The following is a 26,091-nucleotide window of genomic DNA, read 5'->3' on the forward strand; positions in this document are numbered from 1 at the left end:
CGGCCATCCGGATCGAATCAGTGGGGCATTCTGCCTACACGGACAGCTCGTCCTTCACCGGCGCGGCCTCCAACGCGGCCTGACGGCGGCGAAGCCACCAGGAGCCCACGAAGATCAGGGCCATGGAGACGTACACAACCACCGCGAACGGCGAGGAGAACAGCGCCGTGGGATCGTTCTGGGAGAGCTGCAGCGAGCGCCGCAGCTGCACTTCGAACATCGGCCCGAGGATCATCGCGACCACCAGAGGCGCCACAGGGTAGCCGTAGCGGCGCATGAAGTAGCCCAGGATGCCCACCATCAGCAGGACCCCGACGTCGGCCGCGGCAAAGTTCACCGAGAAGGCGCCCAGTGCCGCGAAGACCAGGATGCCCGCGTAGAGGTAGGGCCGCGGAATCTGCAGGATCTTCACCCATAGGCCCACCAGCGGCAGGTTCAGCACCAGCAGCATCAGGTTCCCGACGTACAGGGAGGCGATCAGGGTCCACACCAGCGCGCCCTGGTTCTCAAAGAGCAGGGGCCCCGGCTGGATCTGGTAACGCTGGAACGCGGTGAGCATCATGGCCGCGGTCGCCGTCGTCGGAATTCCGAGCGTCAGTAGCGGCACCAGGACGCCGGCGGCGGCGGCGTTGTTCGCCGCTTCCGGACCGGCCACGCCCTCGATGGCGCCCTTGCCGAACTGTGCCTTGTTCTGGCCCTTGGCCAGTTTCCGCTCCGCGGCGTAGGACAGGAAGGTGGACACGTCCGCCCCGCCCGCCGGGACCGTGCCGATGGGGAAGCCGATGAAGGTGCCCCGCAGCCACGGCTTCCAGGACCGTTTCCAGTCCTCCTTGGACAGCCAGGCGTTCTTGCCCTTGCTGACCGGGATGACCTCGACCGGCCCGTGCCGCAGCTTTGAGGCCACGTACAGGGCCTCCCCGAGGGCGAAGAGGCCCACGGCCACCAGGACCATATCGACGCCGTCGACCAGGGTGGGGTTGTCGAACGTGAAGCGCTGTTGCGCGGTGCTGTCATCGATGCCGATCATCCCGATGAACAGCCCCAGGCCCAGTGACGCGAGGCCGCGCAGCACGGAGGCGCCCAGCAGGGCACCGACGGTGAGGAACGCCACGATCATGAGTGCCACGTAGTCCACGGGTCCCAGGCCCACGGCAAGTTCCGCGACGACCGGCGCCAGGAAGGTCAGCAGCACCGTGGCGATGGTGCCGGCGACGAACGAGCCGATCGCCGCCGTCGCCAGGGCCGCCGCGCCACGGCCGGCCTTGGCCATCTTGTTGCCCTCCAGCGCCGTGACGATCGAGGATGACTCGCCCGGCGTGTTGAGCAGGATGGAGGTGGTGGAGCCGCCGTACATGCCGCCGTAGTAGATGCCGGCGAACACAATCAGGGCGGCCGCGGGATCCAGCGCGTAGGTGATGGGCATCAGCAGCGCCACCGTCATCGCCGGACCGATGCCGGGAAGCACGCCGACGGCGGTGCCGACGAAGACGCCGCCCAGGGCGTACAGCAGGTAGACCGGCTGCAGCGCCGTCGAGAAACCCTCGAGGAGCATCATGAAGCTATCCATTGAAGAACGGCACCCCCTCAAGCAACGGGCCCGGCGGCAGGGAGACACCCAGCAGCCCGCCGAAGACGTACTGCAGCACGAGCGCCAGCACCACGGAAATGATGACCGCCTTCCAGAGCGGCTTGGCCTCAAGGGTCCAGGCCGCCCCGCTGAACAGCACGGCCGCGGCAACGGGCCAGCCGGCCGGTTCGATCAGGAAGATGTGGAGCACCACAAAGCCCGCAAGTTTCGCGAGGGCCATCCAGTCGGTCTTGGCGTCAACGTCGAGGTCTTCGCTTTCCTCGGCCTGGCCCACCTTGCCGCGGAACACCTGGGCGACGATGCCGGTGCCAACGAGCACCAGCATGGTGCACACGATGTAGGGGAAGGCCCGCGGGCCGATGCCGGTCTCCGACGGCGGGATCGGAATAGACCCCGCCGCCAGGAGGCCCGCTGCGCCCACGCTCACGAACACCAGGGCGAAGAGGATCTCCCCCGTGGGCCGCTTGGCGGGCGTGCTGACTTGGGTGGACATTGTTACTTGACCAGGCCGATCTCAGTCAGCGTGGTCTTGACTTTGGTGATGTCCTCGGTCAGGAAGGTCTTGAACTCGTCGCCGGCGAGGAAGGCGTCATCCCAGTTGTTCTTGGCTAGGGTGGCCTTCCAGGCTTCCGTGGCGTGCAGCTTGGTGACGACCTCGGTCAGCTTCGCCTTCTGCGCCTCGTCGATGGAGCCCGGGGCCACAACGCCGCGCCAGTTGGTCAGGACGACGTCGATGCCCTGGTCCTTCAGCGGCTTGACGCCGGGCAGGGCCGGTGCCTCGGAGGTGCCGGAGACGGCGAGCGCCCGGACCTTGCCGGCCTTGACCTGCTCGGCGTACTCGCCCACGCCGGAGATGCCGGCCTGGACCTTGTTCCCGAGCAGGGCGGCGATCGATTCCCCGCCGCCGGAGTAGCCGATGTAGTTCAGCTTGTCGGATTCGACGCCCTGGGACTTCAGGATCTGGCCGGCCAGGATGTGGTCCGCGCCGCCGGCTGAGCCGCCGGTAATCGCCACGCCCTTGCCGTTGGCCTTGATGTCAGCCACAAGATCCTGGACGGACTGGTACTTGGACGACGCCGGGACGACCAGGACCAGCGGCTCTTCGGTCAGGCGCGCAATGGGGGTAGTGTCCTCCAGCCGGGTCTTGGCGGCGTTGGTTTCCACCGCACCCACCATGACGTAGCCCATCACCATGAGCGTGTTGGCGTCCTTTTCGGTGGCGAGCTTGGCCAGACCGTTGGTGCCGCCGCCGCCGCCGATGTTGCTGACCTGCGCGGAGGTGACGAGTTTGTTGGACTGCAGGTCCTGCTGCATCGCCCGGCCCGTCTGGTCCCAGCCGCCGCCGGGGTTCGCCGGAACAATGATGCTCAGCTTTTTGATCGGCTCCGCGGCCGGGCTCTGGCCCGCTGTCGCGCCGGTGGCACCCCCGGCACAGGCCGACATGGCGAGGACGACGCCGGCCGCCCCGGCAGCGAGCGCAGCCCGGCGGGTGAAGGTGGGCCGGGTGAAAGTGGAGTGGGTAGTCATGGTTTCTCCTGTAGGAATGTGACGCACGTCATCGGAATCACTTCCCAGAGACTAGGAGCCGGCCGGGCCGTGGACCAGAATTTGGCCGTAGAGGTAGTAGTGGTCATATTGGTCACGGCCCTGAGTCCGGGATTGGCTGTGGCGGGCGCGGCGAGGATGGGAAGCTTGTGACATGGTTCACAGGATCCCCTTGCGCTTCCAGCTGGTCGCGCTGCAGCTCGGCATCGTCCTGGCTGTCCTGACGGCGGTGGGGGCCGTGACCATCCGGATGCAGGAGCAGCAGCTCAGGGACGCGTACAAGGGCAGGCTGATCGGCGTCGCCGAAAGCGTGGCCCGGCTGCCCTCCGTGGTGAATGCCTTCGGGTCACCGCAACCGGCCCAGACCATCCAGCCCATCGCCGAAGTCATCCGGCAGGCCTCGAATGTCACCTATGTGGTGGTGACGGACCGCAACGGTGTCCGCCAGTCCCACCCGAACCCCGCGGAAATCGGCCGGCCCGTGTCCACCGACCCGTCCGTGCCGTTGTCCGGCGAGATTTATGTCGGCACCCAGACGGGCACCCTGGGTGAGTCCTGGCGGGTCAAGGTTCCCATTTTTGACAGTGCCGGCACTGTCATCGGCTCGGCCTCGGTGGGCGTGCTGGAAAGCACCCTGGCTGAGGACCTGTACGAGGACCTGCCGCAGCTGTTCGGCTGGCTCCTCGGGGCCGCGCTGCTGGGGTCACTGGGCGCGATGTACATCTCCAAGCTCGTGTGGCGGCGGATCTACAAGCTGGAACCCGAGGACATTGCGGCCCTGCTCGAGACCCGCGATGCGATGCTCCATGGCCTGGGCGAGGGACTGGTCGCCGTCGACGCCGAGGGGAAAGTCGCGCTGGTCAACGACGAGGCCCGCCGGCTCCTGGGCGTGGGCGAGGAGATCACCGGAAAACCCGCCGGCGAATCCCTGGAACCCGGGATTCGCCGGTTGCTCGCCGCCGGATCGGCCACCGAGGAACTGGTGCTCTCCGGGGAACGGATCCTGCTCGGCAAGGTCAACGCCGCCACGGTGGACGGCCGGGAGGTGGGCAAGGTCCTCATCCTGCGTGACCGCACCGAGCTCCACTCGATCCTCCGCGACCGCGACGGCGCACTCGACGTGACGCAGGCGCTGCGGGCCCAGGCCCACGAATTCGCCAACAAACTGCACGTCATCTCCGGTCTCCTGGAGCTTGGCGAGCAGGCAAAGGCCGTGGAGTACCTGGGCCGCAGCCACAGCGACGCCGCCTTCGTCCACCGCCCGCTGGCGGCAGGAATCACCGATCACGACGTCCGGGCGCTGCTGATTGCCAAGTCCACCGTGTGCGCCGAGCGCGGCGTCGAGATCCTCGTGAGCCAGGATTCAGTGTGCACCCCGGACGGTACCGGTGACGTCATCACGGTCCTCGGGAACCTTATCGACAACGCGGTGGACGCCGCGGGCTACGACAGCACCGTCGCCGTCCGGCTGGATGAGACACCCGACGGCGAACGCACCATCACGGTCGAGGACGACGGACCGGGCGTCCCCGAGTCGGAACGCGCGTCCGTGTTCGAGGCCGGCGTCACCACCAAACTGGCGGAAGGCATCAATAGCCGCGGCTTCGGGCTGGCCCTGGTCCGGCGCGTGGCCAGGCGCCGGGGCGGCGCGGCTACGGTGTCGTCCTCCGCGTTGGGCGGCGCCTGTTTCACCGTAGTCCTGAAGACAAAAGAGGCGGAACTACTAAATCAATGAGCTCCATACGAACCCTCATCATCGACGATGACGTGGCCGTGGCCGGGATCCACCACGGGTTCCTGCTGGCCCGCGGCGGCTTCGACGTCGTCAGCCTGGCCCACACCGGGCAGCAGGGCCTCGACCTGGCGGCGGAGCTGCGGCCGGAACTGATCCTGCTGGACATCCACCTTCCGGACATGTCCGGCCTGGACGTGCTCCAGCAACTCCGCGGCCGCCAGCAGGCCCTGGACGTTCTGGTGATCACGGCGTCGAGGGAGCTGGACACGGTCCGCGGCGCCATGGCCGGCGGGGTGCTGCACTATCTGGTGAAGCCCTTCACGTCCCGGGCCCTGAACGAACGTCTGGACGAGTACCTGCTCCTGCGCCGCGAACTCGCCGCGGGCGGGGCGGGCGGGCAGCTGGACCAGGACAGCATTGACCGTCTCGTGGCCCCATCGCGCCGGGCCGCGGCTGCGGATCCCCTGAGCGGGTCTCCGGCGGGGCCCCCGGCAAGGCTGCCCAAGGGACTGTCCCGGCCCACGCTGGATGCCGTCATCGAGGCGCTCAAGTCCAGCCGGGAGGACGTCTCGGCGGCCGGGATGGCCCTTCAGCTCGGGCTCTCGCGGGTCAGTGCACGCCGCTATCTCGAGTATCTGGTCATCCATGGCTTCGCCCGGCTCACGCCCCGCTACGGTGCTGCAGGGCGGCCGGAGAACAGGTACCTGTGGAAACGCTGAGCATGTCCCGTTTTCATGGCGAGCGCTGAGCATGCCCCGCCGCGGTTCGGGCCGGTACCTCCCGAGGCTAGCGCCCGGCCCGCCGCAGCGTGGATTCGGCGTGCTTGAGGATGGGCCCGTCGATCATCTTGCCCTGGTGCTGGAACACCCCCGAGCCGGACGCGGCGGCGGCCGCCAGCAGGTCGGTGGCTGCCGCGACCTCGGACTCGGACGGCGCGTAGGCCCCGCGCACCACGGCCACCTGGCTCGGGTGGATACAGGCCTTGGACCCGAAACCTGAGGCGACGGCGTCGCGGGCTTCGACAGCGAGCCCCGCCAGGTCAGGGATGTTGACGTAGACCGAGTCGACGGCTTCCTTGCCGAGGGCCCGGGCGGCCAGCAGGACGGTGGAGCGGGCGTGCAGCGCAACCGCGCGGTAAGCGCCGTCGTCCGTCCTGCTCGAGGTGCCGCCGAGGGAGGCCAACAGGTCCTCGGCGCCCCACATCAGCCCGACCACGTTGGGTTCGGCCGCGATGGCGGCGGCGTTGACTACCCCCAGCGCCGTCTCGCAGAGCGCGAGCACGCTGTAGCCCTTCAGCTCCCTGAGCTGCTCCGCGCTCTCGGCCTTCGCGAGCATGATGTGCCGGTAAGGGGTGTGCTTGAGGCAGTGCAGGTCCTTCTCGAACTCCTCCGTACCGGCCGGGTTGATCCTGATGATCGTGCGGCTGGGGTCCAGCTCGGGGACGTCCCCGGTGGCGCCGAGCTGGGCGAGGATGGCGCCGCGGGCACGCTGCTTGTCCGCGGGAGCGACGGCGTCCTCCAGGTCCACGATCACGGCGTCGGCGCGCTCGGCGGCCTTCTGGTACCGCTCGGGGCGGTCGGCGGGGCAAAACAGCAGGGCGGGGCCCATCAGGAAGCTCATGAGTCTATTCTGCCCTTTGCGACGGGTTCTTTCCGGGGTGTTTTTGCCTGCTGCAGGTTCTTTCCTGGCGGGTGTGCCTGCTGCGCGGCGGTGTGCGCGTCCCGTGTCCACATCAGGCAGCTGCGGGTGGCGAGGGCCACGACCTCGCCGTGCTGGTTCCGGCCGGTGTGTTTCATGGTCACAATCCCCTGGCCAGGGCGGGAGGAGGACAGCCGCTTCCCGGTCACGACAGTCTCCGTGTACAGGGTGTCGCCGTGGTACATCGGGTGCGGGAAGGACACATCGGTGAGCCCCAGCTGGGCGATGATGGTGCCCTGGGTCAGCTGCGGAACGGACTGCCCCACCACGGTGGCAAGGGTGAACATGGAGTTCATCAGGCGCTGGCCGAACGGCTGCTCGGCGCTCCAGGCGGCATCGAGATGCAGGGCCTGGGTATTCATGGTCATAGTGGTGAAGAGGACATTGTCCGCCTCGGTCACGGTCCGGCCGGGCCGGTGCGCGTAGACCACGTCCTCCTCCAGCTCATCGAAATACAGCCCGCGCTGTTCAATGACACGGGATCCGGTAGCGCGCTCCTGCAGGGGTTCGGTCGTCATACGGTCAGTTCCTGATCTTCCTCGAAGAGCTCGGCGCCGGTGGCCGCGGCCACGTCCTCGGCGGTCACGTTGGGGGCGAGTTCACGCAGGACCAGCCGGGAGGTGCTTCCCTCGGTCACAACGTCGATGACCGCCAGGTCGGTGATGATGCGGTCCACGCAGCCTTTGCCGGTCAGGGGCAGCGTGCACTGCTCCACAATCTTGGGCCTGCCGTTCCGGTCCACGTGCTCCATCATCACGATCACCTTCTTGGCGCCGAACACCAGGTCCATGGCGCCGCCCATGCCCTTGACCATCTTGCCCGGGATCATCCAGTTGGCCAGGTCACCGTTCTGCGCCACTTCCATCGCGCCAAGCACGGCAACATCCACGTGCCCGCCGCGGATCATGCCAAAGGACGCGGCGGAGTCGAAGAAAGCGGCGCCCTTGTTGACCGTAACGGTTTCCTTCCCGGCATTGATCAGGTCTGGATCCACCGCACCCTCCGCCGGGTAGGGCCCGACGCCGAGGATGCCGTTCTCGGAGTGCAGGACCACCTCGACGCCGGCCGGGATGTAGTTGGGAATCAGCGTGGGCATGCCGATTCCCAGGTTCACGTATTGCCCGTTGCGCAGTTCCCGCGCCACCCTGGCGGCCAGTTCGTTGCGGGTCCAGCCCTTGCTCACCTCACCGGCAGGGTGTTCGACGGCGGCCGGCCGGTACTCGTGGCGGACCGCTTCGGGACGGGGCGGCGCCCCCTGCATGCTGTTGGATTCCATGGCCTAGGTTCCTGACTGGATTGCTGCTGTAGCTGGGGCTGCGGACCCGGCTGAGGTGCCGGCGGACGGAGCAGCCAGGGCCACCGTCCGCTTCTCGATGCGCTTCTCGACCCCGGGGGCGAGCACCACGCGCTGGACGAAGATGCCGGGAATGTGGACGTGTTCGGGGTCCAGCTCCCCCGGCTCCACGAGTTCCTCGACCTCGGCGATGGTGATCTTCCCGGCCATGGCGCAGAGCGGATTGAAGTTCATCGCGGTGGCGTGGAAGACGAGGTTGCCGTGGCGGTCGCCCTTCCAGGCGTGCACGAGGCCGAAGTCCGGGGTCAGCGACTCCTCAAGGACATAGTCGGCGCCGTGGAAGCCGCGCACCTCCTTCGCCGCGGAGGCGATCGCGACGTTGCCCTCGGCGTCGTACTTCTGCGGCAGGCCGCCGTCGGACACCTGCGTGCCGACGCCTGCCGGCGTGTAGAACGCCGGGATTCCGGCGCCGCCGGCGCGCAGCTTCTCGGCCAGCGTGCCCTGCGGGGTGAGGATCACTTCGAGCTCACCGGCGAGGTACTGCCGGGCGAACTCCTTGTTCTCCCCCACGTACGAGCTGATGGTGCGGCGGATCCGGCCGTCCTTCAGCAGGATCCCGAGTCCCCAGTCGTCGACGCCGCAGTTGTTGCTCACGGTCTCCAGGTTCGTGGCGCCGCTTTCGTGCAGGGCCTCGATCAGGGCCACCGGGATGCCGCAGAGCCCAAACCCTCCGACGGCGAGTGAGGCGCCGTCGTGGATGTCCGCCACGGCCTCGGCGGCGCTGGCAACAACTTTGTTAATCATCGGTGATCCTTCCTCGACGGTCGCGGCCAGCGGGCCGGCTAGAGCCCCAGTTCGCGGGCGATCAGCATCAGCTGGACCTCCGTGGTGCCCTCGCCAACTTCAAGGATCTTGGAGTCGCGGTAGTGGCGTGCCACGGTGAATTCGTTGATGAAGCCATAGCCGCCGAACACCTGGGTGGCGTCCCGCGCGTTGTCCATGGCTGCCTCGCCTGCGACCATCTTAGCGATGGCCGCCTGCGTCTTGAACGGCTTCCCGGCGAGCATCCGCGCGGCGGCGTCGTAGTAGGCCAGCCGGGCGGTGTGGGCCCGTGCTTCCATCCGGGCGATCTTGAAGGCGATGGCCTGGTATTTGCCGATGTTCTGCCCGAACGCGCTGCGTTCCTTGGCGTATTTCACCGACTGGTCCACGCAGCCCTGGGCCGCGCCGACGGCCAGCGCGGCGATCGCGATCCGGCCCTCGTCGAGGATGGAGAGGAAGTTGGCGTAACCGCGGCCCTCGGCGCCGAGCAGGTTTTCCTCGGGGACGTGGACGTTGTTGAGCGTGAGCGGGTGCGTGTCCGAGGCGTTCCAGCCGACCTTGTTGTAGGCCTTCTCGGCCTGGAAGCCTGGGGTGTCGGTGGGCACCAGGATGGTGGAGATTTCCTTCTTGATGCTGCCGTCCGGGCGCTCCTGCTGCCCGGTCACCGCGGTGACGGTGACAAGCCGGGTGATGTCGGTGCCGGAGTTGGTGATGAATTCCTTGTTGCCGTTGATGACCCACTCCCCACCGCCGCGTTTTGCGGTGGTCTTGGTGCCGCCGGCGTCCGAGCCGGCTTCCGGTTCGGTCAGGCCGAAGCCGGCGAGCGCCTTGCCGGAGGCGAGCAGCGGCAGCCACTGCTCCTTCTGGGCGGCGTTGCCGAAGCGGTGGATCGGCATGGCGCCGAGGGAGACGCCGGCCTCCAGGGTGATGGCGACGGACTGGTCCACCCGGCCGAGCTGTTCCAGGGCGAGGGCCAGGGCGAAATAGTCGCCGCCCATGCCGCCGAACTCTTCCGGGAACGGCAGGCCGAACAGGCCCATGTCCGCCATCTGGGAGACGATCTCGTAGGGGAAGCTGTGCTCCTCGTCGTGCTTGGCGGAGACCGGGGCCACCACTTGATCGGCGAATTCGCGGACGGTGTCGCTGAGGTCCTGGTAATCCTCGCTGAGTTCAAAATCCGGCATGGTGACTCCTTCGTCTGTGGTGCTGGCAGTGGTGCTGTCGATGGTGCTGGCGGTGATGCTTGCTAAGAACTGAGGCTGCGGCCTGTGCCGACGCCCGGGTGGTTACTCCGCCGCGCCCATGGCGATGACGGCTTCCTCGATGGTGTCCTCGGCTGCGTTGTCCGGCGGAGCCGGTGCCGTTGGGTGAACGGGGTGGATGGTGGCGAGGACCTGGTCTGCTTTCACGAGGTCTCCGGAGGCGACGCTGATGTGCACGGTTCCGTCCAGGGGCGCCACGAGCTGGTGTTCCATCTTCATGGCCTCCACGGACAGCAACACCTGGCCGGCCGCCACGCTGTCGCCGTTGCGGACGGATACCGACACCACGGTGCCGGGCATCGGCGAGCGCACGGCGGGGTCCGCGGCTCCTTCCTCGCGTTCAATCGCCGCGAGGACCCGGGCCAGCCGGGTCTCACGGGTGAGCACCTCGAGCCGGCAGGACCAGCCCTCGTTGCCCACGTAGACGTAGCGCGGCCCGCCGTCCGGGGGGACGTCCTGCCAGGCGGGAGCCTGCGCGAACCGGAGTTCCTCGCCGTCGAGCTCCAGATAGACGTCGTGACTGGACAGCCCCAGGACCTTCAACCGGTGCACCGGGCCGTTGTCGACCCGGACGGTGGCGTGACCGAGGTCAAGATTGCTCAGCCAGGTCACGGCCACGGTGGCCAGTCCCCCGCCGGGAACACCGAAACTCATGGTCCAGGCCGCCGGTGCGCCCAGGCGCCAGCCGGTCGTGGTGTCCCAGGGAGATCCGGGCGTCGCCGTCCCTTCGGCCAGGACCCAGAACGGCAGCGCCGCGGCGATGAGTTCGGCATCGCCGGTACGGCGGAAGGAGAAGTCCGGCATCTTACGCTCGATCAGGCCGGTGTCGAGCCGGCCGGCGCGGACGTCGGCGTCGTTGATCAGCAGGCGCAGGTACTCCGCGTTGGTGTCGATCCCCAGCACCGTGTAGCGGGCGAGGGCCGTGTCGAGCTTGTCCAGGGCGGCCGTGCGGTCCTGGCCCCAGGCGATGACCTTGGCGACCATGGGATCGTAGTCGCTGGAGATTTCCACGCCTTCCAGGAGCGAGGAATCGATCCGGATGTCCGGATCGGCAGAGGCGGGCGTGAAGGCGTCCAGGTCAGCCATCGCGGTGAAGGTCTCACCCCGTTCATCCAGGAGCAGCACTTCTCCACCCGAGGGCATGAAGTTTTTCTCCGGGATCTCGGCGTAGACGCGTGCCTCCACCGAGTGTCCGGTGAGCACGACGTCGTCCTGGCGGACGGTGAGTTCCTCGCCGGCGGCGATCCGGACCTGCCATTCGACGAGGTCGACGCCGGTGACCATTTCGGTGACGGGGTGTTCGACCTGCAGGCGGGTGTTCATCTCCATAAAGAAGAACTCGTCCGGGGCGTTGTCGGAGACGAGGAATTCCACGGTGCCGGCGCCGCTGTAGTTGACGCTGCGGGCGGCGTTGCAGGCGGCCTCGCCGATCCGGGCCCGGGTGGCACCGCCGTCGTTCATCGATTCCAGGAGCGGGGACGGGGCTTCCTCGATGACTTTCTGGTGGCGCCGCTGCAGCGAGCATTCGCGTTCGCCGAGGTGGATGACGTTGCCGTGGTTGTCCGCGAGGACCTGGACCTCGATGTGCCGCGGGGTCAGGACGAGGCGTTCCATGAAGAGGGTGTCGTCGCCGAAGGCGCTGGCGGCGACGCGGCGGGCGGTCACCAGGGTGTCGGCCAGGTCTTCGGAGCGTTCGACGATGTGCATGCCTTTGCCGCCGCCGCCGGCGGAGGGCTTGATCAGCAGCGGGAACCCGACGCTGGCCGAGGCCTCGATGAGCTGCCCGTCCGTCATGCCGGGTTCGGCGATGCCCGGCACCACGGGGACCCCGTAGCCGGTGACGTGGTTCTTGGAGCGGATCTTGTCGCCCATGACGTTGAGGGATTCGACGCCGGGGCCAATGAAGGTGATGTCCGCCTTTTCCAGGGCGCGGGCGAAGTCGACGTTCTCGCTCAGGAACCCGTAGCCCGGGTGCACGGCTTCGGCGCCGGTGTCGCGGCAGGCCTGGATGATGGCCTCGATCTTGAGGTAGCTTTCCGCCGCGGCGGCGGGGCCGATCCGGACGGCGAGGTCGGCCTCGCGCACGTGCCGGGCGTCGGCGTCGGCGTCGGAATAGACGGCGACCGAGCGGATGCCCAGCGCGCGCAGGGTGCGGATGACGCGGCAGGCGATTTCGCCGCGGTTGGCGACGAGCACGGTGCCGAACAGGGGGTTCTGTGCAGTGGGCGAAGAAGTAGTCGACGAAGAAAGAGTCATGGTGGGCTCACATCCGGAAAAGGCCGAAGGAGGTCTCCGGCAGCGGGGTGCGGGAGACGACGTCGAGCGCCAGTCCCAGGACGGTGCGGGTGTCCGCGGGGTCGATCACGCCGTCATCCCAGAGGCGGGCGGTGGAATAGTAGGGGCTGCCCTGGTCCTCGTACTGCTGCTTGATCGGGGCCTTGAATGCTTCCTCGTCCGCGGCGGACCATTCCTCGCCGCGGGCCTCGTACTGGTCCCGCTTCACCGTGGCGAGCACACCGGACGCCTGGTTGCCGCCCATCACCGAGATCCGGCTGGCCGGCCACATCCACAGGAACCGCGGTGAGTAGGCCCGCCCGCACATGGAGTAGTTGCCAGCGCCGAAGGACCCGCCGATCACCACGGTCAGTTTGGGCACCCGGGCGGTGGCGACGGCAGTGACCATCTTGGCGCCGTTCTTGGCGATGCCGCCCTGTTCGTAGTCCTTGCCGACCATAAAGCCGGAGAGGTTCTGCAGGAACAGCAGCGGGATGCCGCGCTGGTCGCAGAGCTCGATAAAGTGGGCCCCCTTGAGCGAGGATTCGCTGAAGAGCACCCCGTTGTTCGCGACGATGCCGACGGGGTGGCCGTGCAGCTTCGCGAAACCGGTGACGAGGGTGGTGCCGTAGTTCTTCTTGAATTCGTGGAAGCGGCTGCCGTCCACGAGCCGGGCGATGACCTCGCGGACGTCGTACTGGGCGTTGACGTCGGTGGGGACGGCGCCGTACAGCTCCTCCGGATCCGCCAGGGGTTCGACGACGGTGTCGATCTCCCAGGCGGGGGCGGCCGGCCGCGGCAGGGTGGAAACGATGTCGCGGACAATCTGGAGCGCGTGCTCATCGTTCTCGGCCAGGTGGTCGGTGACACCGGAGATCTTGGCGTGCACATCGCCGCCGCCGAGTTCCTCGGCCGTGACGATCTCGCCGATCGCGGCCTTCACGAGCGGCGGACCGCCCAGGAAGATGGTGCCCTGGTTGCGGACGATCACGGTCTCATCGCTCATCGCGGGGACGTAGGCGCCGCCTGCGGTGCACGAGCCCATCACGGAGGCGATCTGCGGGATCCGGGCCGCGGACATCTTGGCCTGGTTGAAGAAGATCCGGCCAAAGTGTTCCTTGTCCGGGAAGACCTCGTCCTGTTTGGGCAGGAACGCCCCGCCCGAGTCCACGAGGTAGATGCACGGCAGCCGGTTCTCCAGCGCGATTTCCTGCGCCCGGAGGTGCTTCTTCACCGTCAGCGGGTAATAGGTGCCGCCCTTGACGGTGGCGTCGTTGGAGATGACCAGGACCTGGCGTCCGTGGACCAGCCCGATCCCGGCGATGACACCGGCGCCGGGCGAATCGTCGTTATACATGCCGTTGGCAGCAAGCGGGGCGATTTCCAGGAACGGGCTGCCGTCGTCCAGCAGCTGGTCGATGCGTTCGCGGGGCAGGAGTTTGCCGCGGGCCACATGGCGTTCCCGGGACTTCTCCGGCCCGCCCAGCGCGGCCGTGGCGAGGCGTTCCTTCAGCTCGCGGGCCAGCCCCAGCTGGGCCTCGCGGTTCGCGGCGAAGGCGGCGCTCGTGGCGTCCACCTGGCTGGCGATTGTCTCCATTGACTGCTTCCGTTCCTGGCCTTCATGCTGGGGGCCTGTACTGCGCCGTTCCAGCCATTTCGGTTAGTGCCGCATAACTGAGATTTAGGTTAGTCTCTATTAACTGTGATGTCCACCACGACGCCACGGAAACGGCTGGATTTTTGAAATGAGGGATGTGCCGGTGACCGAACCCAGCGAGACGGACACGACCGCCAGGCAGCCCCCGGCGCCGCTGGCCGCTGCGACACTGGCCCCCGCGGCCCGGTCTTCCCAGGCTGCCCCGCCACTGGCCCCTGCAGCCGTGCCCCCAGGCGCCCTGCCTTCCCTGGCTGCGCCGCCAACGACGCTGCGCAGCCAGGCCAAGGAGAACCGCCGTAAAGCGCTGCTGTCCTCGGCTGCCGCGCTCTTCGCCGTCGACGGGTTCAACCGCGTCTCCCTCGAGGACCTCGGCGCGGCTGCCGGTGTCAGTGGGCCGGCGGTCTACCGGCATTTCGCCGGCAAGCAGGCCGTTCTGGGGGCGCTACTGCTGAGCGTCAGCCAGGAGTTGCTCGACGGCGGCCGGAGAGTGATCGCCGCTTCCGACGGCGCCGCTGTTGCGCTGCACCGGCTGGTGGAGTTCCATGTGGACTTCGCGCTCAGCAACCCCGACGTCATCCGCGTGCAGGACCAGGACTTCAGCAACCTCGCCGACGAGGACCAGGCCGAGGTCCGCACGCTGCAGAGAAACTACGTGGAGCTCTGGGTGGAGGTCCTGGCCGGGCTGCACCCCGGAACTGAGGATGCCGAACTCCGGATGCGCGCCCACGCCACCTTCGGCCTGATCAACTCCACCCCGCACTCGGTGCGCAGCCATGGGCGGCGGATTGCGGTCAAGCGGGCCAGACCGCTGCTGCAGAGCATGGCGCTGGCGGCCCTGATGGCCCCGGCCGTCCCCGAACCGCTCGGTTAGGCTTCCCACCGCCCTCGCCCGGCTCCGCCCGACCCACGGCATCCACGGGCAGCGTCCCGGGCAGTATGCGCCCCAAGCGCGCGGCACGGCCCCACACGGCAAACTTGCGGAGCGAAACCCGCGCAGTACCACCCGCCGCAGAACAAGGCTGCCGGCTGCTCCCTCACGAGAGGGTGCAGCCGGCAGCCGTGGGTCCAGGCGTGAGCTCGAAGTCGCTAGACCATGGCCAGGGCCATGCCCGGATCGGACAGCATGGCGCCGAGGTCCTGCAGGAAGCGTGAGCCCTGCTCGCCGTCGACCAGGCGGTGGTCGAAGGACAGGCTGAGCGTCATGACCTGGCGCAGTGCCACCTCATCCTGGTACTCCCAGGGCATCTTCCGCACGGCACCGAGTGCCAAAATGGCGGCCTCGCCGGGGTTGAGGATGGGAGTGCCGGCATCAATGCCGAAGACACCGATGTTCGTGATGGAGATGGTTCCGCCGGACAGATCGGCCGGAGCAGTCTTGCCCGCGCGCGCCGTTTCCGTCAGCTCGGTAAGCGCCGTGGAAAGCTCCAGCAGCGACTTGCGGTCGGCGTCCTTGATGTTCGGCACGGTCAGGCCGCGCGGCGTGGCGGCCGCGATGCCCAGGTTCACGTAGTTGTACTGGACGATCTCCTGCCTGGCTTCATCCCAGCGGGTGTTGAGCGTGGGGTGGTTCTTCAGCGCGATGAGCACGGCCTTGGACACCAGGGTCAGCGGCGTGAGCTTGTAACCGGCAAACGCGCGGCTGGCCTTGAGCTTCGCCAGCAGCTCCATGGTCGGGGTCACGTCAATGGTCAGGAACTCCGTGACGTGCGGTGCGGTGAACGCACTGGAGATCATGGCGGCGGCGGTGAACTTGCGCACGCCCTTGATCGGCGTCCGGGTTTCCCGCCCGCCCTGCGCCGCGGCGGGAGCCTGCGCTGGCACGCCGGCCAGGTCCCGGGGTGCGACCGGCAGGTCTCCCCCGCCGACGAAGTTCCGGACGTCATCGCGGGTGATGAGCCCGAACTCCCCGGTGCCAGTCACCAAAGCGAGGTCGACGCCGAGATCCTTGGCCAGCTTGCGCACCGGGGGCGTGGACCGCGGGCGTTCCGCCGATTCGGACGCAGGCAGGGTCTCAACACGCCCGGCCGCCGGAACCTCAAGAGCGGACCCGGGCTCAGCGACCGGAACCTCGGGGACTGCTTCGACGCGCTCAACCACCGGCGCCGCCGGAACCACCGGAACCACTGCAGCGGCGAAGCTGCGGCCACGGCGGGCCGGGCGGCCGGAGTTCTCGAGGACGGCGCCGTAGCCGACGAGGTTCGGTTCGCGTTTGGCGGGCGCGTCGGCGCCCCCACCGCCGGCGGTTCCGGAGCCGCCGGCGGGAGCGCCGTCGTCGCCCTCTACCTCAAAGGAGACGATCGGCTTGCCGACCTCCACGACGGTGCCGGGCTGTTCGTGCAGGGCCGCGACCACGCCGGCGAACGGTGAGGGAAGTTCGACGACGGCCTTGGCCGTTTCGACTTCGGCGATGATCTGGTTGAGCGTGACGGTATCCCCCACCGCGACCTTCCAGGCGACGATTTCCGATTCAGTCAGACCTTCACCGAGGTCGGGCAGCCTGAATTCCTTGATCATGGTGGCGCTCATCCTTCCAGCCCGCTCAGGGAGTTGGGGCGGCCCAGGGCGCGGTCTACGCCGTCCAGGATACGGTCCAGGCCCGGGAGGTGGTGCATTTCAACCTTTGAGTACGGGTACGGAACGTCGAAGCCGGTGACCCGGACCGGGGCAGCCTCGAGGTGGTAGAAACAGCGTTCGGTGATACTCGCGGCCACCTCGGCGCCGATGCCGCCGGTCTGGGAGGCTTCATGCGTGATGACCAGCCGGCCGGTCTTCCGGACCGAGGCTTCCAAGGTCGCAAAGTCCAGCGGGGCGAGCGAGCGCAGGTCGATGACCTCGATGGACACGCCTTCATCGGCGGCGGCGAGCGCGGCGTCCCTGGCCGTCTTGACGAGCGGGCCATAGGCCACGAGCGTCACATCGGTGCCTTCGGTGACGACGCGGGCCTTTTCCATCGACAGGGCGGCGCTGAGTTCCAGGGTCTCGTCCACCTCGCCCTTGTCGTGGTAGCGGCGCTTGGGTTCGAAGTAGAGCACCGGATCATCCGAGGCGATGGCCTGCTGGATCATAGTGAAGGCGTCCTGCGGGTTGGAGACGCTGATCACGCGCAGGCCCGAGGTGTGGGTGAAGTAGGCCTCCGGCGACTCGGAGTGGTGTTCCGGGGAGCCGATGCCGCCGCCGAAGGGCACCCGGATGGTGATGGGCATCTTGACCGCGCCCTGCGTGCGGTAGTGCATCTTGGCGACCTGGCTGACGATCTGGTCGAACGCCGGGTAGATGAAACCGTCGAACTGGATCTCGACCACCGGACGGTACCCGCGGTAGGCCAGGCCGACGGCGGTGCCCATGATGCCGGACTCCGCCAGCGGGGTGTCGACGACGCGGTGCTTGCCGAAGTCCTTCTGCAGTCCGTCCGTGACGCGGAAGACACCGCCGAGAGCGCCGATGTCCTCGCCCATGAGGATCACCTTGGGATCGTTTTCGAGGGACTTGCGCAGGCCCGAATTGATGGCTCGGGCAAAGGTCATCTGCGTCATCAGCGTGCACCTTCTTCAGAAGCGGCTTCTGCGGGATCGCCGAAGGAAGCCAGGTAGCGGGAGTAGTGGTCCTGCTGGCGTTCCAGCGGGGCATGCGGCGTGCTGTAGACGTGCTTGAAGATGTCCATCGGCGCCGGCTCGGGCATGTTGATGGTGCCGGCCCGGAGCGCCTTGGCGACGGCGTCCGCTTTGGCGGCGACGGCGGTTTCGAGCTCCCCGGTGAGCAGTCCCTTGCGGTCCAGCAGCGACTTCAGCCGGGCGATCGGGTCCTTCGCGGCCCAGTCCTCGAGTTCGTTCGCGTCGCGGTAGCGGGTGGGGTCATCCGCCGTGGTGTGCGGGCCCATCCGGTAGGTGACGGACTCGATGAAGGTGGGGCCGCCGCCGTGGCGTGCTCGGTCGACGGCGATCCGGGTTGCCGCCATCACAGCAAGGACGTCGTTGCCGTCCACCCGCATGCTGGGGATGCCGAAGCCTGCCGCACGGTCCGCGATCTGGATGTGGGACTGCAGCCGGACGGGCTCGGAGATGGCCCAGTGGTTGTTCTGGCAGAAGAAGACCACCGGGGACTGGAAGCTGGCGGCGAACACCAGGGCCTCGTTGACGTCGCCCTCACTCGTGGCGCCGTCGCCGAAGTAGGCCACGGCGACCGAGTCGGCGCCGTCGTTCTGGATTCCCATGGCATAGCCGGTGGCGTGCAGGGTCTGGGCGCCGATGATGATCTGCTGGGTTGCGACGTTGACCGTGTAGGGGTCCCAGCCGGCCAGTGCATTGCCCCGCCAGGCTTTGACGATGTCCTCGGGGTTCACCCCGCGGCAGTAGGCCACACCGTTGTCGCGGTAGCTGGGGAAGACGAAGTCGTCGTCCCGCAGGGCCCTGGCCGAACCGATCTGGGAGGCCTCCTGGCCCAACAGCGGCGGCCAGAGGGCGAGTTCACCCTGGCGCTGCAGGGCGGTGGCTTCGGCATCGATCCGCCGGATGACCACCATGTCTTCATAAAGCGCGCCGAGCTGTTCGTCGCTGACGTCCTGGACCCAGGGATCGAACTCGGGATGACTCACGCGTTCACCCCCGGGGGTGATGAGCTGGACGAGATCCCCGCCCGTCCGCCTGTTTGATTCTGCATTGTTCCCGGGGCCCCCGGCGGAAATGCCGCCCTTGCCCGCGTCGTCGGTATACACAGTTGTACGCACCTTCTGACGTCGTCTGACCGGTGCCCGCGGGACTCGTGATCCCGGTGCGCGCCAGCCGCCCGGGCGCCGTTGCCCCGGATATCTGTGACCCTACTCACAATGCCCATTGGGTACAACCACCGGCTAATAAACTGAGCATTCTGCCCTGCCTGGCACCTTGACACCGTGCTAATCTTGCGCATTATGCAACCCTTGGATCGCACCGACACCCGCCTGCTTTCGGCCATGGCCCGGGACCCCCGCCGGACCGTGGTGGCGCTGGCGCAGAAACTGGGGTTGTCACGGAATACCGTCCAGGCCCGGATGGCCCAGCTGGAAAAAAAGCACGTGTTCCTGTCCTTCGAGCGCCGCATCAATCCGGCCGCGCTGGGCTACCCGCTGATGGCCTTCATCTCGGTACACGTCCAGCAGCAGAAGCTTGGCACGCTGGCGGTGGAACTGGCCGACATTCCGGAGATCCTGGAGGGCTACGGCCTGACCGGCTCGGCTGACCTGCTGCTCCGGGTGGTGGCGCTCGACGCCGAGGACCTGTTCCGGGTCACGGGCAAGATCCTGGCCTGCGACGGCGTGGACCGGACGGACACCGCCCTGGCCATGGGTGAGCTGATCCCGTTCCGGATCCAGCCGCTGCTGGAACGCGGCTCCGCCGAGGGCTGAGGCCCCCGCGTCGGGACCTCCGGCCCGGGACCTCCGCGGCTCGCCGCGCGCGAAGGCCGCAACGCCGCGACGCCAGAATGGCAGAAGCCCCCGTGCGGTTGCACGGGGGCTCCTGCCGTTTGTCAGCCTGTGAGATCACCAGCGGGTGGTGCTTAGTGGTCCGTGGCCTTTTCGGCGCCCACACCCGTGAGGGAGCGGACTTCCATTTCGGCCTGCTTGGTGGTGTCTTCCAGCCTCTTGTCCAGCACCGAACCGAGCCAGCCCAGGAAGAACGCGAGCGGGATGGAGACGATGCCAGGGTTGCTGAGCGGGAAGACCGCGAAGTTGGCGCCCGGGATCATGGACGTCTTGGCACCCGAGACCACCGGGGACAGCGCGATCAGGATGATCGCCGAGCCCAGCCCGCCGTACATGCTCCAGACGGCGCCCTGGGTGGTGAACTTGCGCCAGTACAGCGAGTACACGATGGTGGGCAGGTTGGCCGAGGCCGCCACCGCGAAGGCGAGGGCCACCAGGAACGCCACGTTCTGTCCGTTGGCGAAAATGCCGCCGATAATTGCCAGCACGCCGATGACAACCACGGTGCGCCGCGCCACCTTGACCTCCGTGGCCGCGTCGGCCTTGCCCTTGGCAATGACGCTGGCATAGATATCGTGGGCGAACGATGCCGCCGCCGTGATCGTGAGGCCGGCGACGACGGCCAGGATGGTGGCGAACGCCACCGCCGAGATGAAGCCGAGCAGCAGCGGCCCACCGAGGTGGAACGCCAACAGCGGTGCGGCGGAGTTGACGCCGCCCGGGGCGCCCTTGATCGTGTCAGCGCCAACCAGCGCCGCAGCACCGAAGCCCAGGACCAGGGTGAACAGGTAGAACAGGCCGATCAGCCAGATGGACCAGACCACGGACTTGCGGGCTTCCTTGGCGGTCGGAACCGTGTAGAAGCGCATCAGGACGTGGGGCAGGGCCGCGGTGCCAAGCACGAGGGCCAGGGCCAGGGACATGAAGTCGATCTTGGAGGTTTCAGTCTTGCCGTACTGCAGGCCTGGGTTCAGGAGGTTCTGGTTGCCTGAGGCTTCCACCGCGCCGCCCAGCAAGGCGGAAAGGTTGAAGCCGTAGATGGCGAGGACCCAGAGGGTCATCACGGCAGCTCCCGCAATCAGGAGCACGGCCTTGATGATCTGGACCCACGTGGTGCCCTTCATGCCGCCGATCAGTACATACATGATCATCAGGGCGCCGACGACGATGATGACCAGCGCCTGTCCGCCCCAGTCGCTGATGCCCAGGAGCAGGGAGATCAGGGTGCCGGCTCCGGCCATCTGGGCCAGGAGGTAGAAGAAGCAGACCACAAGGGTGGAGATGGCCGCCGCGATGCGCACGGGGCGCTGCTTGAGCCGGAAGGAGAGGACATCGGCCATCGTGAACTTGCCGGTGTTACGCAGCAGTTCGGCCACGAGCAGCAGGGCGACGAGCCAGGCGACCAGGAAGCCGATGGAGTACATAAAGCCGTCGTAGCCGTTGATGGCGATGGCGCCGGTGATCCCCAGGAACGAGGCCGCCGAGAGGTAGTCGCCCGCGATGGCGGTGCCGTTCTGAGATCCGGTGAAGGACCGTCCGGCGGCGTAGTAGTCGGCGGCCGTCTTGTTGTTTTTGCTGGCCTTGATCACGATGATCATCGTGATCGCCACGAACAGGGCGAAAATGCCCATGTTCAGCAGCGTGGTTTCCTTGAGATCCTCAACGACCACTGCGGGGACCATAAACGTCATTTCTCTACCCCGTTAATCTGGTTGCCATGCTTGTCGAATTCGTGGCCTTCGATTTCGTTGCGGATTTCCGCTGCGATCGGGTCAAGCTTCCGGTTCGAGTAGCTGACGTACCAGCCGGTGATGGCGAACGTGGTCACGAACTGAAGCAGGCCCATAATCAGTCCGACGTTGATGTTGCCCCAGACCTTGGTGGACATGAATCCCACCGCGTAGTCGGCCAGCAGGACATAAGCGAAGTACCAGAGCAGGAATGCAATGGCCATCGGAAAGACAAAGCTGCGGTGACGCTTGCGCAGTTCCTGGAACCGCGGCGTCGATTGGACTTCCTTGAAGTCCACGTCCGCCGTGGCGTCCGTTTCTTGGGCTTCGTGACCCATCGTTCCTCCTCATTGAGACTTGTGCGTCCACACCGGCTGCCTTGGCCTGCTCCGAACAGCCCTCCGGCCAATGTGACTGTAATCACTGTCTCGCGTGAGGCAGCCAACATCCAGAACCGCCCGGCCCTGCGTCGCTCAGCGGTCGGGATGCTGCGGTCAGCGGCGTCCCCGGCCCGGTCCAGCGCCCTTTCGGCCCCTGCCCGGCGGGTGCCGCGATACGCTGGGCCCATGCCCGACTCTCCCCTATTCATCGCCGCCGCCATCGCCGTGATCGCGGCAGCGATCGCCGTCGTCGTCGCCGTTGGGCTCAAGGTGCTCCGCTCGTTCCGGGAGCTTGGCACGGACGCGGAACGGGCCACGTACAAGACGCTGCACGCGGCGTCGCGCGCCGGCCAGCACCTGCGCACCGGCCTGAATCCTGCCGGCGCCGCCAAAGCCAGCCGGCAGCTGCGCAGCCTGCTGGGCTGCGACGCGCTGGCCATCACGGATACCAATGGCGTGCTGGCCTGGGACGGGGCCGGGGAGGATCTCAAGCCGCTGCTGATGGAGCTCGCGGCCGGAGTGCTCGACGGCGGCCATACCGCCGTCATTCCGGCCGGCGAAGTGCAGGAACTCGCCCACGGCAAGGGCGCCATGGCGACCCGCACGGACGTGGAACGCGCCGCGGTGATCGCCCCGATCAAGGCCGGGACCCGGGTGGTGGGCGTCGTGGCGGCCTTCGCCCCGGCGGCAGGTGCCGGACTGGTCCGGGCCACCAGCGAGGTGGCCGACTGGGTGGCGACGCAGGTGGAACTGGCCGAACTCGACGCGTCCCGCACGCTGCTGATGGAGGCCGAAGTGCGTGCGCTCCGGGCCCAGATCAGCCCGCACTTCATCTACAACTCCCTGAACGCGATCGCGTCCTTCATCAACACCGATCCGGTCCGGGCCCGGGAGCTGGTGGTGGAGTTCGCCGACTTCACCCGCTACTCGTTCCGCCGGCACGGGGACTTCACCACCCTCGCCGAGGAGCTGCGCTGCATCGACCGCTACCTGCTGCTGGAGCGGGCCCGGTTCGGCGACAGGGTGCAGGTGAGCCTGCGGATCGCTCCCGAGGTGCTCAGTACCGTGATCCCCTTTTTGAGCCTGCAGCCGCTGGTGGAAAACGCTGTCCGGCACGGCCTTGAGGCAAAGGAGGGCCCCGGCCACATCTCCATCACCGCCAACGATGCCGGCGCCTTCGCCGAGGTGACCATCGAGGATGACGGTGTGGGCATGGATCCGGAACAGCTGCAGGCTGTCCTTGCCGGGCACGGCGACGGCGAGCATGTCGGGCTGCGCAACGTCGATGCCCGGCTGCGGCAGGTCTACGGCGACGAACACGGTCTGGTGATCGAGACCGCGCCCGGCGAAGGCACCCTGATCACGATGCGCGTCCCCAAGTCCCAGCCCCGCCACGATGCCTGATAGGGGTCAAACGCCTCCGGCGTTAGTCTTGGACCATGATTAACGTCCTCGTCGCCGACGACGAGCTGCCCGCCGTGGAGGAACTGGCCTTCCTGCTCCGCCGGGACGACCGGATCGGCACCATCCACCGCGCGTCCTCCGGGGCCGAAGCACTGCGGGCCCTTGAGGCCGAGGAGGTCGACGCCGTGTTCCTCGACATCCACATGCCCGCACTCTCGGGCCTGGACATCGCCCGCGTCATCGCTCGCAGCAGCAAGCCGCCCGCCGTCGTCTTCGTCACCGCCGATGAGGACTGCGCCCTGGAAGCGTTCGAGCTGGCCGCCGTGGACTACCTGCTGAAACCGGTCCGCGCCGAGCGGCTGGCGAAGTCGATCGGCAGGATCAGCGAGCTGCTCAAGGACGGCGCCCCGCGGCCGGAAATGATCACCGTGGACCTCGGCGGCACCACAAAAATGATCCGCCGCGACGACGTGACTTACGTCCAGGCCCAGGGCGACTATGCCCGGCTGCACACTGCGGACGCCAGCTACCTCATCCGGGTCCCGCTGGCCGATCTGGAACAGCAGTGGGCCGACGCCGGGTTCCTCCGGATCCACCGCTCCTACCTGATCGCGTTGAACCACGTCAGCCACATGAAGCTTGCCGCCGCCCGGCCCAGCGTCACCGTGGCAGGGGCCGAACTGCCCATCAGCCGGCGTCACCTACCCTCCGTGCGGGAGAAGCTCGAGACGACCCGGATCCGGCCGCAGGCATGACCCGCGTCCGCGTCACCGCCCCCCGAACCATTCTTCCGGGAAGCAGCACGCTGCCTGCCGCGCGGTCGGCCGCCGATTCGCGCGACGCCGCCGAGGAGTCCGACGCGGGGCAGGTGTTTGTCCGCTCACTGATCCGCTCGCAGCTGCGGCTTGCCGTCGTCGTGGCCGCGGGATTCCTGGTGATTCTGGTCGCGTTTCCGCTCATGCTGGGACTGGTCCCGGGCCTCGCGGAATCAACGATTGTGGGTCTGCCCTTCGACTGGGTGCTGCTGGGCGCCGGGATCTATCCGGTGATTGGGCTCAGCGCCTGGCTGTATATCCGGATGGCGGCCCGGAACGAGGCCCGCTACCGGGATCTCGTCGGGGACAAGTGAGGCGACCGTGAACCCGGTCGTCGGCATCGCGGCGTTCGCCGCCGTCTCGCTGGCCACGGCCGTCATCGGTTTTTACGGGTTGCGGATCTCGCGCACCACCGGGGATTTTTACGTGGCGTCACGGACGGTCCGGCCCTGGTGGAATGCCTCCGCGATCGGCGGCGAATACCTCTCGGCGGCGAGCTTCCTCGGCGTCGCCGGGCTGATCCTGCTCTCCGGCACGGACGCCCTGTGGTTTCCGGTCGGGTACACTGCCGGCTACCTGATGCTGCTGCTCTTCGTCGCCGCCCCGCTCCGCCGCTCCGGCGCCTACACGATTCCGGACTTCACCGAGGCGCGGCTCGACTCCAGGGTCGTGCGCAGCGTCACGAGCGTCGTCGTCGTGATGGTCGGCTGGCTCTATATCGTCCCGCAACTCCACGGCGCGGCGCTGGCGATCCGGATTACCACCGGGCTGCCGGCCTGGGTGGGGATGGTGGCCGTGGTCGCCGTCGTCTGCGTCACGGTGGTGGCGGGCGGCATGCGCTCCATCACCTTTGTCCAGGCTTTCCAGTACTGGCTGAAACTGACGGCGCTGGCGGTGCCGATCCTTTTTGTTGTCTTCGTGCTGGCGGACTCCGGTACTGCCCCCGTGGCGGAAGCGTCCGCGAACCCGACGGGCGCGGCTCCGGCGGGGATGTACCAGAACATTTCCCTGATGGTGGCGCTGCTGTTCGGGACGCTGGGGCTGCCGCACGTGCTGGTCCGCTTCTACACGAACCCGGACGGGCAGTCGGCCCGCCGGACCACGCTGATCGTGCTGGGCCTGCTCTCGGTCTTCTACCTGTTCCCGACGGCGTATGGCCTGGTCGGCCGGATGTTCGCCCCCCAGCTGGCGCTGAGCGGGCAGGCCGACGCGCTGGTGCTGCTGCTCCCCGGTGAACTGGTGGGCGGGACAGCGGGTGATCTGCTGTCCGCCCTGGTGGTGGCCGGGGCGTTCGCCGCGTTCCTGTCGACGACCTCCGGGCTCGTGGTCTCGCTTGCCGGGGTGATCAGCCAGGACCTCTTCGGCGGCAGCGTGAAGGGCTTCCGCCGGGCGGCCGTGATCTCGGCGCTGGTCCCGCTGGGCCTGGCGTCCATGACGGGATCGCTTGCGCTGGCAGGCAGCGTGGGGATGGTGTTTGCGTTTACCGCATCCACGCTCTGCCCGGTGCTGCTGCTGGGCATCTGGTGGCGCGGGCTGACCGATGCCGGGGCGGTCGCCGGCATGGCGACGGGGGCCATGCTGTGCGGCGGTGCCATGGTGGCAGGGGCGATGCTGGGCGCTGGCGGAACGCCGTCGTGGCTGGCGCAGCCCGCCGCCTGGACGGTGCCGGCCGCGTTCGCCGTGATGGTTCTGGTCTCGCGGGCCACCAGGCCCCGGGTGCCGCGGGGCATCACCCGGCTCATGACGCGGTTGCATACTCCGGAACGGCCGCTGGTCACCGAGCGCTGAAGGCGCTCAGTCGATCGCGGCCATGAGTTCGACGACCCGGTCCATGAAGGCGTCCACCTGGTTTTCCTCGTAGCCGTCCTTGCCGACGGCGGGACGGAAGACGGCGCGGCGGACATTGTCCACGCTCAGCGGCTTGTCCTCTTCGAGGTACCCGATCAGCTCGTGGCAGAGGTCATCCACGTCCGAGGTGTTGTAGCTGCGGGCCTTGGCCTTGGCGGGGCGCCGGAAGCGCTGCCCGTCAGGGCGGTGCAGACGCCCGCGGAGCAGGCCGGCGAGCCGGCCGATCTCGCGGAGCCAGGCTTCCTCGCCGCGTTCGGCCACGAGTTCATCGCGTTCCCGCAGGGCAAGGGCGTCCTCCAGCCGGTCCAGGGCCGCGTCCACGCCGGCCGCTGCATAGCCGCCCTTGACGGGGTCGAAGGAGACGGCCCTCACGTCCCCGCTCTTGACCGGCCGGGCGGCGGACCGGGGCGTCTCAAATGACACCCGTGCGCGCTGCATGAACTGGTCGACCTGTTTGGCGTTGTAGCCGTACTCGTTCCGCTGCACGCGGTCAAAGGACGCAGGAATCTGCCGTTGAATGTCCACTGTGCTGTTTTCCTTTAATGCCGTTCGACTGGTTTGCCCGGCACCATTCTAGGGGC

24 protein-coding genes are annotated in these 26,091 nt (G+C 67.8%); 8 read left to right on the top strand and 16 right to left on the bottom strand.

Going from position 1 to position 26,091, the window contains the following annotated elements:
• Positions 1-34: 34 nt before the first annotated feature.
• Genes ACZYZ3_RS10455 through ACZYZ3_RS10465 form a run of 3 tightly spaced genes read right to left on the bottom strand, consistent with a single transcriptional unit; the run spans position 35 to position 3,115 of the window.
• Positions 35-1,567: a tripartite tricarboxylate transporter permease gene (locus ACZYZ3_RS10455; RefSeq protein WP_463963759.1), complete on the bottom strand. Its 1,533-nt coding sequence runs from the start codon at positions 1,565-1,567 to the stop codon at positions 35-37.
• Entirely contained in the window at positions 1,560-2,081 is a 522-nt protein-coding gene (locus ACZYZ3_RS10460; RefSeq protein WP_463963760.1) for a tripartite tricarboxylate transporter TctB family protein, read from the bottom strand. Before ACZYZ3_RS10460 ends, ACZYZ3_RS10455 begins: the two co-directional genes overlap by 8 nt.
• Positions 2,082-2,083: 2 nt before the next feature.
• The gene (locus tag ACZYZ3_RS10465) at positions 2,084-3,115 is read right to left on the bottom strand and encodes a Bug family tripartite tricarboxylate transporter substrate binding protein (protein ID WP_463963761.1); all 1,032 of its coding nucleotides are present in this window, start codon (positions 3,113-3,115) and stop codon (positions 2,084-2,086) included.
• Positions 3,116-3,287: 172 nt separating this feature from the next.
• Between ACZYZ3_RS10465 and ACZYZ3_RS10470 the strand changes: the two genes are divergently transcribed.
• Together ACZYZ3_RS10470 and ACZYZ3_RS10475 are read left to right on the top strand one after the other, a co-directional pair.
• Entirely contained in the window at positions 3,288-4,868 is a 1,581-nt protein-coding gene (locus tag ACZYZ3_RS10470) for an ATP-binding protein (RefSeq protein WP_463963762.1), read from the top strand.
• Positions 4,865-5,587: a response regulator gene (locus tag ACZYZ3_RS10475; protein ID WP_463963763.1), complete on the top strand. Its 723-nt coding sequence runs from the start codon at positions 4,865-4,867 to the stop codon at positions 5,585-5,587. Before ACZYZ3_RS10470 ends, ACZYZ3_RS10475 begins: the two co-directional genes overlap by 4 nt.
• A gap of 67 nt (positions 5,588-5,654) precedes the next feature.
• Here ACZYZ3_RS10475 and ACZYZ3_RS10480 read toward each other — a convergent pair whose 3' ends face one another.
• From ACZYZ3_RS10480 to ACZYZ3_RS10510, 7 genes are all read right to left on the bottom strand, one after another.
• Positions 5,655-6,488, bottom strand: coding sequence for an HpcH/HpaI aldolase/citrate lyase family protein (locus tag ACZYZ3_RS10480; RefSeq protein WP_463963764.1), 834 nt, complete (start codon positions 6,486-6,488; stop codon positions 5,655-5,657).
• Complete coding sequence (locus ACZYZ3_RS10485; protein ID WP_463963765.1) at positions 6,485-7,084, bottom strand: MaoC family dehydratase; 600 nt, start codon at positions 7,082-7,084, stop codon at positions 6,485-6,487. Before ACZYZ3_RS10485 ends, ACZYZ3_RS10480 begins: the two co-directional genes overlap by 4 nt.
• Entirely contained in the window at positions 7,081-7,842 is a 762-nt protein-coding gene (locus ACZYZ3_RS10490) for a CoA transferase subunit B (RefSeq protein ID WP_463963766.1), read from the bottom strand. Before ACZYZ3_RS10490 ends, ACZYZ3_RS10485 begins: the two co-directional genes overlap by 4 nt.
• Positions 7,843-7,845: 3 nt before the next feature.
• On the bottom strand, positions 7,846-8,664 hold the full coding sequence (locus ACZYZ3_RS10495) for a CoA transferase subunit A (protein WP_463963767.1): 819 nt from the start codon (positions 8,662-8,664) through the stop codon (positions 7,846-7,848).
• 38 nt (positions 8,665-8,702) lie between these two features.
• Positions 8,703-9,866, bottom strand: a complete 1,164-nt coding sequence (locus ACZYZ3_RS10500) for an acyl-CoA dehydrogenase family protein (protein WP_463963768.1) — start codon at positions 9,864-9,866, stop codon at positions 8,703-8,705.
• 102 nt (positions 9,867-9,968) lie between these two features.
• The gene (locus tag ACZYZ3_RS10505) at positions 9,969-12,200 is read right to left on the bottom strand and encodes an acetyl/propionyl/methylcrotonyl-CoA carboxylase subunit alpha (RefSeq protein WP_463963769.1); all 2,232 of its coding nucleotides are present in this window, start codon (positions 12,198-12,200) and stop codon (positions 9,969-9,971) included.
• 7 nt (positions 12,201-12,207) lie between these two features.
• Positions 12,208-13,815, bottom strand: coding sequence for a carboxyl transferase domain-containing protein (locus tag ACZYZ3_RS10510; protein WP_463963770.1), 1,608 nt, complete (start codon positions 13,813-13,815; stop codon positions 12,208-12,210).
• Positions 13,816-14,083: 268 nt separating this feature from the next.
• Here ACZYZ3_RS10510 and ACZYZ3_RS10515 point away from each other — a divergent pair, with 268 nt between their 5' ends.
• Positions 14,084-14,746 carry an SACE_7040 family transcriptional regulator gene (locus ACZYZ3_RS10515; protein ID WP_463963845.1) on the top strand — a complete coding sequence of 221 codons (663 nt, stop codon included), beginning with the start codon at positions 14,084-14,086 and terminating at the stop codon, positions 14,744-14,746.
• Between the two features lie 215 nt (positions 14,747-14,961).
• On the opposite strand, the gene ACZYZ3_RS10520 is transcribed toward ACZYZ3_RS10515, so the two are convergent.
• From ACZYZ3_RS10520 to pdhA, 3 genes are read right to left on the bottom strand one after another with little or no spacing between them, the layout of a single operon-like run.
• Positions 14,962-16,401: a dihydrolipoamide acetyltransferase family protein gene (locus tag ACZYZ3_RS10520; protein WP_463963771.1), complete on the bottom strand. Its 1,440-nt coding sequence runs from the start codon at positions 16,399-16,401 to the stop codon at positions 14,962-14,964.
• Complete coding sequence (locus ACZYZ3_RS10525; protein ID WP_463963772.1) at positions 16,398-17,408, bottom strand: alpha-ketoacid dehydrogenase subunit beta; 1,011 nt, start codon at positions 17,406-17,408, stop codon at positions 16,398-16,400. Before ACZYZ3_RS10525 ends, ACZYZ3_RS10520 begins: the two co-directional genes overlap by 4 nt.
• A complete protein-coding gene (gene pdhA / locus ACZYZ3_RS10530) occupies positions 17,408-18,586 on the bottom strand; it encodes a pyruvate dehydrogenase (acetyl-transferring) E1 component subunit alpha (protein WP_463963773.1) in 1,179 nt (392 codons plus the stop codon). Before pdhA ends, ACZYZ3_RS10525 begins: the two co-directional genes overlap by 1 nt.
• A gap of 195 nt (positions 18,587-18,781) precedes the next feature.
• Here pdhA and ACZYZ3_RS10535 point away from each other — a divergent pair, with 195 nt between their 5' ends.
• Positions 18,782-19,255, top strand: coding sequence for an Lrp/AsnC family transcriptional regulator (locus ACZYZ3_RS10535; RefSeq protein ID WP_463963774.1), 474 nt, complete (start codon positions 18,782-18,784; stop codon positions 19,253-19,255).
• A gap of 152 nt (positions 19,256-19,407) precedes the next feature.
• On the opposite strand, the gene ACZYZ3_RS10540 is transcribed toward ACZYZ3_RS10535, so the two are convergent.
• The gene (locus tag ACZYZ3_RS10540) at positions 19,408-21,024 is read right to left on the bottom strand and encodes a monocarboxylic acid transporter (RefSeq protein WP_463963775.1); all 1,617 of its coding nucleotides are present in this window, start codon (positions 21,022-21,024) and stop codon (positions 19,408-19,410) included.
• Entirely contained in the window at positions 21,021-21,401 is a 381-nt protein-coding gene (locus ACZYZ3_RS10545; protein WP_463963776.1) for a DUF485 domain-containing protein, read from the bottom strand. The genes ACZYZ3_RS10540 and ACZYZ3_RS10545 overlap by 4 nt, the downstream gene beginning before the upstream one ends.
• Before the next feature lie 228 nt (positions 21,402-21,629).
• On the opposite strand from ACZYZ3_RS10545, the gene ACZYZ3_RS10550 reads away from it, so the two are divergent.
• The 4 genes from ACZYZ3_RS10550 to ACZYZ3_RS10565 are packed head-to-tail and all read left to right on the top strand — an operon-like array spanning position 21,630 to position 25,450.
• Positions 21,630-22,847 carry a sensor histidine kinase gene (locus ACZYZ3_RS10550; RefSeq protein WP_463963777.1) on the top strand — a complete coding sequence of 406 codons (1,218 nt, stop codon included), beginning with the start codon at positions 21,630-21,632 and terminating at the stop codon, positions 22,845-22,847.
• Between the two features lie 35 nt (positions 22,848-22,882).
• On the top strand, positions 22,883-23,602 hold the full coding sequence (locus ACZYZ3_RS10555) for a LytR/AlgR family response regulator transcription factor (protein WP_463963778.1): 720 nt from the start codon (positions 22,883-22,885) through the stop codon (positions 23,600-23,602).
• Entirely contained in the window at positions 23,599-23,976 is a 378-nt protein-coding gene (locus ACZYZ3_RS10560) for a DUF485 domain-containing protein (protein WP_463963779.1), read from the top strand. Before ACZYZ3_RS10555 ends, ACZYZ3_RS10560 begins: the two co-directional genes overlap by 4 nt.
• Before the next feature lie 7 nt (positions 23,977-23,983).
• A complete protein-coding gene (locus tag ACZYZ3_RS10565) occupies positions 23,984-25,450 on the top strand; it encodes a sodium/solute symporter (RefSeq protein ID WP_463963780.1) in 1,467 nt (488 codons plus the stop codon).
• A gap of 6 nt (positions 25,451-25,456) precedes the next feature.
• On the opposite strand, the gene ACZYZ3_RS10570 is transcribed toward ACZYZ3_RS10565, so the two are convergent.
• A complete protein-coding gene (locus tag ACZYZ3_RS10570; protein WP_463963781.1) occupies positions 25,457-26,035 on the bottom strand; it encodes a DivIVA domain-containing protein in 579 nt (192 codons plus the stop codon).
• Positions 26,036-26,091 lie beyond the last annotated feature (56 nt).

The organism is Pseudarthrobacter linnaei (assembly GCF_055412825.1).

Excerpts from the sequence above, each read along its gene's own strand:
- ACZYZ3_RS10455 (WP_463963759.1), bottom strand. The coding sequence starts at position 1,567 with ATGGATAGCTTCATGATGCTCCTCGAGGGTTTCTCGACGGCGCTGCAG.
- ACZYZ3_RS10460 (WP_463963760.1), bottom strand. The coding sequence starts at position 2,081 with ATGTCCACCCAAGTCAGCACGCCCGCCAAGCGGCCCACGGGGGAGATC.
- ACZYZ3_RS10465 (WP_463963761.1), bottom strand. The coding sequence starts at position 3,115 with ATGACTACCCACTCCACTTTCACCCGGCCCACCTTCACCCGCCGGGCT.
- ACZYZ3_RS10470 (WP_463963762.1), top strand. The coding sequence starts at position 3,288 with ATGGTTCACAGGATCCCCTTGCGCTTCCAGCTGGTCGCGCTGCAGCTC.
- ACZYZ3_RS10475 (WP_463963763.1), top strand. The coding sequence starts at position 4,865 with ATGAGCTCCATACGAACCCTCATCATCGACGATGACGTGGCCGTGGCC.
- ACZYZ3_RS10480 (WP_463963764.1), bottom strand. The coding sequence starts at position 6,488 with ATGAGCTTCCTGATGGGCCCCGCCCTGCTGTTTTGCCCCGCCGACCGC.
- ACZYZ3_RS10485 (WP_463963765.1), bottom strand. The coding sequence starts at position 7,084 with ATGACGACCGAACCCCTGCAGGAGCGCGCTACCGGATCCCGTGTCATT.
- ACZYZ3_RS10490 (WP_463963766.1), bottom strand. The coding sequence starts at position 7,842 with ATGGAATCCAACAGCATGCAGGGGGCGCCGCCCCGTCCCGAAGCGGTC.
- ACZYZ3_RS10495 (WP_463963767.1), bottom strand. The coding sequence starts at position 8,664 with ATGATTAACAAAGTTGTTGCCAGCGCCGCCGAGGCCGTGGCGGACATC.
- ACZYZ3_RS10500 (WP_463963768.1), bottom strand. The coding sequence starts at position 9,866 with ATGCCGGATTTTGAACTCAGCGAGGATTACCAGGACCTCAGCGACACC.
- ACZYZ3_RS10505 (WP_463963769.1), bottom strand. The coding sequence starts at position 12,200 with ATGACTCTTTCTTCGTCGACTACTTCTTCGCCCACTGCACAGAACCCC.
- ACZYZ3_RS10510 (WP_463963770.1), bottom strand. The coding sequence starts at position 13,815 with ATGGAGACAATCGCCAGCCAGGTGGACGCCACGAGCGCCGCCTTCGCC.
- ACZYZ3_RS10520 (WP_463963771.1), bottom strand. The coding sequence starts at position 16,401 with ATGAGCGCCACCATGATCAAGGAATTCAGGCTGCCCGACCTCGGTGAA.
- ACZYZ3_RS10525 (WP_463963772.1), bottom strand. The coding sequence starts at position 17,408 with ATGACGCAGATGACCTTTGCCCGAGCCATCAATTCGGGCCTGCGCAAG.
- ACZYZ3_RS10535 (WP_463963774.1), top strand. The coding sequence starts at position 18,782 with ATGCAACCCTTGGATCGCACCGACACCCGCCTGCTTTCGGCCATGGCC.
- ACZYZ3_RS10540 (WP_463963775.1), bottom strand. The coding sequence starts at position 21,024 with ATGACGTTTATGGTCCCCGCAGTGGTCGTTGAGGATCTCAAGGAAACC.
- ACZYZ3_RS10545 (WP_463963776.1), bottom strand. The coding sequence starts at position 21,401 with ATGGGTCACGAAGCCCAAGAAACGGACGCCACGGCGGACGTGGACTTC.
- ACZYZ3_RS10550 (WP_463963777.1), top strand. The coding sequence starts at position 21,630 with ATGCCCGACTCTCCCCTATTCATCGCCGCCGCCATCGCCGTGATCGCG.
- ACZYZ3_RS10555 (WP_463963778.1), top strand. The coding sequence starts at position 22,883 with ATGATTAACGTCCTCGTCGCCGACGACGAGCTGCCCGCCGTGGAGGAA.
- ACZYZ3_RS10560 (WP_463963779.1), top strand. The coding sequence starts at position 23,599 with ATGACCCGCGTCCGCGTCACCGCCCCCCGAACCATTCTTCCGGGAAGC.